This window comes from Paracoccus panacisoli, assembly GCF_042435015.1.
Lineage (GTDB): Bacteria > Pseudomonadota > Alphaproteobacteria > Rhodobacterales > Rhodobacteraceae > Paracoccus > Paracoccus panacisoli.
Window position 1 is genome coordinate 1 of the sequence record NZ_JBHMQU010000082.1, and the last position, 4,430, is coordinate 4,430.

A 4,430-nucleotide genomic window follows, 5' to 3' on the forward strand; every position below is an offset into this window, starting at 1 on the left:
ACCCGCCCCTCGCGGGTGCAGACCACGACCGCGTGGTCCAGCTCGGCCATCAGCGCCGCGAGCGGCGCCGCCCCCCGCCCCGCGGTCAGCAGCATATGCGCCAGCCGCGGGTGCAGCGGCAGCGCCGCCATCGCCCGCCCATGCGCGGTGATCCGGCCGGCGGCGTCGAGCGCGCCGAGCCCTGCGAGCAGCGCCCGCGCCTCAGCGAGCCCCGCCTCGGGCGGAGGGGTCAGGAAGGCAAGGCCCTCGCCCCCACCCCAGACGGCGAGTTCCAGCGCCAGCCCGGCGAGGTCGGCGGTCAGCATCTCGGGCGGGGCGAAGCCGGGCAGCGCGCCCTCTTCCGCGCGCGCCCACATCCGGTAGCAGACGCCCGGCGCCACGCGGCCCGCGCGGCCGCGGCGCTGGTCGGCCTCGGCGCGGCTGACGCGCTCGGTCACGAGGCGAGACATCCCCGAGCCGGGGTCGAAGCGCGCCCGCCGCGCCCGGCCGGCGTCCACCACCACGGTCACGCCGGGGATGGTCAGCGAGGTCTCGGCGATCGCCGTCGCCAGCACGATCCGCCGCCGCGCGCCCGGCGGGGCCAGCGCCGCCCGCTGCGCCTCGGCCGGCAGCGCGCCGTAGAGCGGCAGCACCTCGGCGCCTGTGTCGAGCAGGGCGGTCACGCGCCGGATCTCGCCCTCGCCGGGCAGGAAGGCGAGGATGGTGCCGGCTTCGGTTTCCGCCTCGGCCTGGGCGATGAGCCGCGCGGCCTCGGGGACCAGCCGGGCGCCGGCGGGCAGGGGGCGGGGCAGCCAGCGCGTCTCGACCGGGAAGGCCTGCCCCTCCGAGCGCACCACCGGCGCGTCGTCCAGCAGCGCCGCCACCGGCTCGGCCGCCAGCGTCGCCGACATGACCAGCAGCGCGAGGTCGGGGCGCAGCGCGCCCCGCGCCTCCCACACCAGGGCGAGGCCGAGGTCGGCGTTGAGGCTGCGCTCGTGGAACTCGTCGAAGATCACCGCGCCGATGCCGTCGAGCGACGGGTCGGACTGGATCATGCGGGTGAGGATGCCCTCGGTCACGACCTCGATGCGGGCGCCCGGCACCGCCTCGCCCCGGATGCGGTAGCCGACGCGGGCGCCGACGGCCTCGCCCAGCGTGGCGGCCATCCGCTCGGCGGCCGCGCGGGCGGCGAGGCGGCGGGGTTCGAGCATGACGATCCGGCCGGGGATCTGGTCCATGAGCGCGAGCGGCACGCGCGTCGTCTTGCCCGCGCCCGGCGGGGCGACGAGGACCGCGCGGCCGTGGTCCGCCAGCGCGGCGCGCAAGGCCGGCAGGGCGGCGTCGATGGGCAGGGGTTCGGGCATCGCACCAGCGCGTCGGGGACAGGGGACAGGTGCCGGTGATGGCGGGAAACCGTGGCAATGTCACCCGCCCCGCGGCCGTCGTGTCGCATATGTCGAATATGTCTTGACGGTGCGGCCCCCGCCCCGCCAGAACCCTGCGAAACGAGGCAGTTGCAGGCGCGACGGGGGGCAGGAATGGTGTTTCGGGTGATCTCGCTGACGGGCAGCAACGACACGCTGGCGGTGGGTCCGGCCACCTCGGGGGTGATCCATGCGCTCGGCGGCGACGACCGCCTGACGCTGCACGGCCGCAGCGCCGCGACGCTGCAGCTGGTGATGGACCAGCCCGGCGGGATGCCGACGCTGCCCCGGTGGGAGCCGCTGCCCGGCCACACCCTGTCCGCCGGGCTGACCCAGGTCTGGGGCGGGGCGGGGGCGGATGTCCTGACCCTCACCGGGCGCGGGATCGAGGCGACGGTGGCCGACGACGCCACGGGCGACCGGATCAACGCGCGCTGGCTGACGCAGGGGGTTCTGCTGGTCGGCCGGCAGGATCTGGTCGTCGGGCCGAACGATGCGACCGCCCAGGTCGTGGTGCTGGGCGTCGGCCCCACCGACGGGTTCGAGTTCCAGGGCGGCATCGCCAACGACGTGGTGCGGGTCGAGCATCGCACCCAGGTCTTCGGCTGGAACGGCGACGACGTGCTGGCGGTGGGCGACCGGTCGCTGGTGAACGGCGGCAACGGCGACGACCGCCTGTTCGCCGGGGCCACGAGTCGCGCGGTCGGCGGGGCGGGCAACGACCGGATCACCGGCACCGGCGTCGGGGTCACGGCGCTCGGCGGGGCGGGGGACGACACCATCGGCTCGACCCTGCGGATCGTCGCGGCGGAGGGCGCGGGGCGCGACACGCTGCATTCGGCGGCCGCGGGCTCGGTCCTCGACGGGGGCGACGGCGACGACCTGCTGCGCGGCACCTATCTGCGCGAGAATGCCCTGTCGGGCGCGGACCGGTTCGAGCTGCACTACTCGGGGCACCGGACGGTGCTGAAGGGCGGGGCGGGCAACGACACGATCCGCATGGACGCCGACGACAGCGCCTGGGGCGGCACCGGCGCCGACCGGTTCATCGCCTTCGAGCGGGCCGGCGACGCGGCCACGATCGGCGACTTCGCGGCGGGCGCCGACACGCTGCTGCTGAAGCTGCCCGAGGACGAGGCCGCCGCCGATTTCAGCGACCTGACGGTGGAAGAGCGGAACGGCCACACCATCCTGCGGCTCGACGGGCAGGTGGTGATGCGGCTTCTCGGCGCGACCGACCTTGCGGTGCGGCTGCAGCACGAGGACGGCGATGCGGTGCGCTATACCGACCTCGACGGCACGCCGGTGACGGGCGGGCAATGGGACGTCACCATCGACGTGTTCGAGACGATCTGACGCGACGCGACGCCCCGGATGGCGGCCCCGAGTGAACCCGCCCCGGCCTCTGGTCGTTCGACCCCCGCGACCCTATCTGTAAGGCCGCGCAAGGGATTGGGGGCCGCATGGGTCTGTCAGACACGCTGCTCAGGGGCATCGGCCTCGGCGATCCGGTGCTCAGGATCGGCGTCACCGGGCTGAGCCGGGCGGGCAAGACGGTGTTCATCACCTCGCTGGTGGCGAACCTGCTGGACCGGGGCCGGATGCCCGCGCTGCGCGCCGCCGCGGACGGCTCGATCCGGGCCGCGTGGCTGCAGCCGCAGCCCGACGACACCGTGCCGCGCTTCGAGTTCGAGCGGCACCTTGCCGCGCTGACCGGCCCCGACCCGCACTGGCCCGAGGGCACCCGCCACGTCAGCGAGCTGCGCCTGTCGCTCAGGGTCCAGCCGCGCGGGCTGCTGGGCGGGCTCAGGGGGACGCAGACGCTGCATCTCGACATCGTGGACTATCCCGGCGAGTGGCTTCTGGACCTGCGGCTGATGGAGCGCAGCTTCGCCGAATGGTCGGCCGAGGTGCTGGACCGGATGCCGGGGCGGCCGGGGGCCGAGACCTACCTCGCCGCGCTCGACGGCATCGACCCGGCCGCGCGGTTCGACGAGCCGACCGCGCAGCGGCTGGCCGCGGCCTATACGGCGCATCTGGCGGCGGCGCGGGCTGCCGGGTTCTCGGACTGCACGCCGGGACGGGTCCTGCTGCCGGGCGAGATGGAGGGTTCGCCCGCGCTGACCTTTGCGCCGCTGCCGCCCGTCGAGGGCCGCTCGCCCCTCGCGCGCGAGTTCGAGCGGCGGTTCGACGCCTACAAGAAAAGCGTGGTGCGGCCCTTCTTCCGCGACCACTTCGCCCATATCGACCGGCAGGTGGTGCTGGTCGACGTGCTGGGCGCGGTCCACGCCGGGCCGCGCGCGGTCGAGGACATGCGCCGGGCGATGGCCGACATCCTGTCGGCCTTCCGGCCGGGGCGGGCGGGCTGGCTGGCGCAGCTTCTGGGGACGCGGCGGGTCGAGCGGATCCTGTTCGCCGCGACCAAGGCCGACCACCTGCACCACACCCAGCACGCCCGGCTGACGGCGATCCTGACCGCGATGCTGCGCGAGGCGCGGGACCGGGCCGATTTCCAGGGCGCGCGGACCGAGGCGCTGGCCATCGCCGCGCTGAGGACCACGACCGAAGAGACGATCCGCCAGGACGGGGCCGAGCTGCCCGCCGTGCGCGGGACGCTGATGGACGGGCGCGAGGCGGCCTTCTATCCCGGCGAGTTGCCCGACAACCCCGCGGCGCTCTTGGCCCCCGCGGCCGAGGGCGCGGCGCGGTGGCTCGACGGCGACTATGCGGCGATGGACTTCGCCCCGGCTCCGAACACGATGCGCCCGGGCGACGGGCCGCCGCACATCCGCATGGACCGCGCGGCCGAGTTCCTGATCGGGGACCGGATATGAGCGGGTGCGGCCCGCGGGGCGTCCTTCCGGCCCAGAACCCCTTTCGACCGCAGGTGACGCGCCGTGGCTGACAGTCCGAAACCTCCGCGCCGCGGCCCGGTGCTCGTGGAATACGGCCCCGCCGCCACCCCGGCCGAGCCGGTGGCGCCCGACGCCGCGCCGCGCGCGGCGGCCCCGCAGCCCGAGCCGGCCC

At 75.6% G+C, this 4,430-nt stretch carries 3 protein-coding genes; 2 read left to right on the forward strand and 1 reads right to left on the reverse strand.

Going from position 1 to position 4,430, the window contains the following annotated elements; translation table 11 throughout:
* On the reverse strand, positions 1-1,343 hold a 1,343-nt coding region (hrpB, locus tag ACFHYO_RS14675), incomplete at its 3' end, for an ATP-dependent helicase HrpB (protein ID WP_394321366.1).
* Between the two features lie 174 nt (positions 1,344-1,517).
* Between hrpB and ACFHYO_RS14680 the strand changes: the two genes are divergently transcribed.
* Together ACFHYO_RS14680 and ACFHYO_RS14685 are read left to right on the forward strand one after the other, a co-directional pair.
* Positions 1,518-2,759, forward strand: a complete 1,242-nt coding sequence (locus ACFHYO_RS14680) for a hypothetical protein (RefSeq protein ID WP_394321367.1) — start codon at positions 1,518-1,520, stop codon at positions 2,757-2,759.
* Between the two features lie 107 nt (positions 2,760-2,866).
* Complete coding sequence (locus ACFHYO_RS14685) at positions 2,867-4,237, forward strand: YcjX family GTP-binding protein (protein WP_394321369.1); 1,371 nt, start codon at positions 2,867-2,869, stop codon at positions 4,235-4,237.
* Positions 4,238-4,430: the final 193 nt, after the last annotated feature.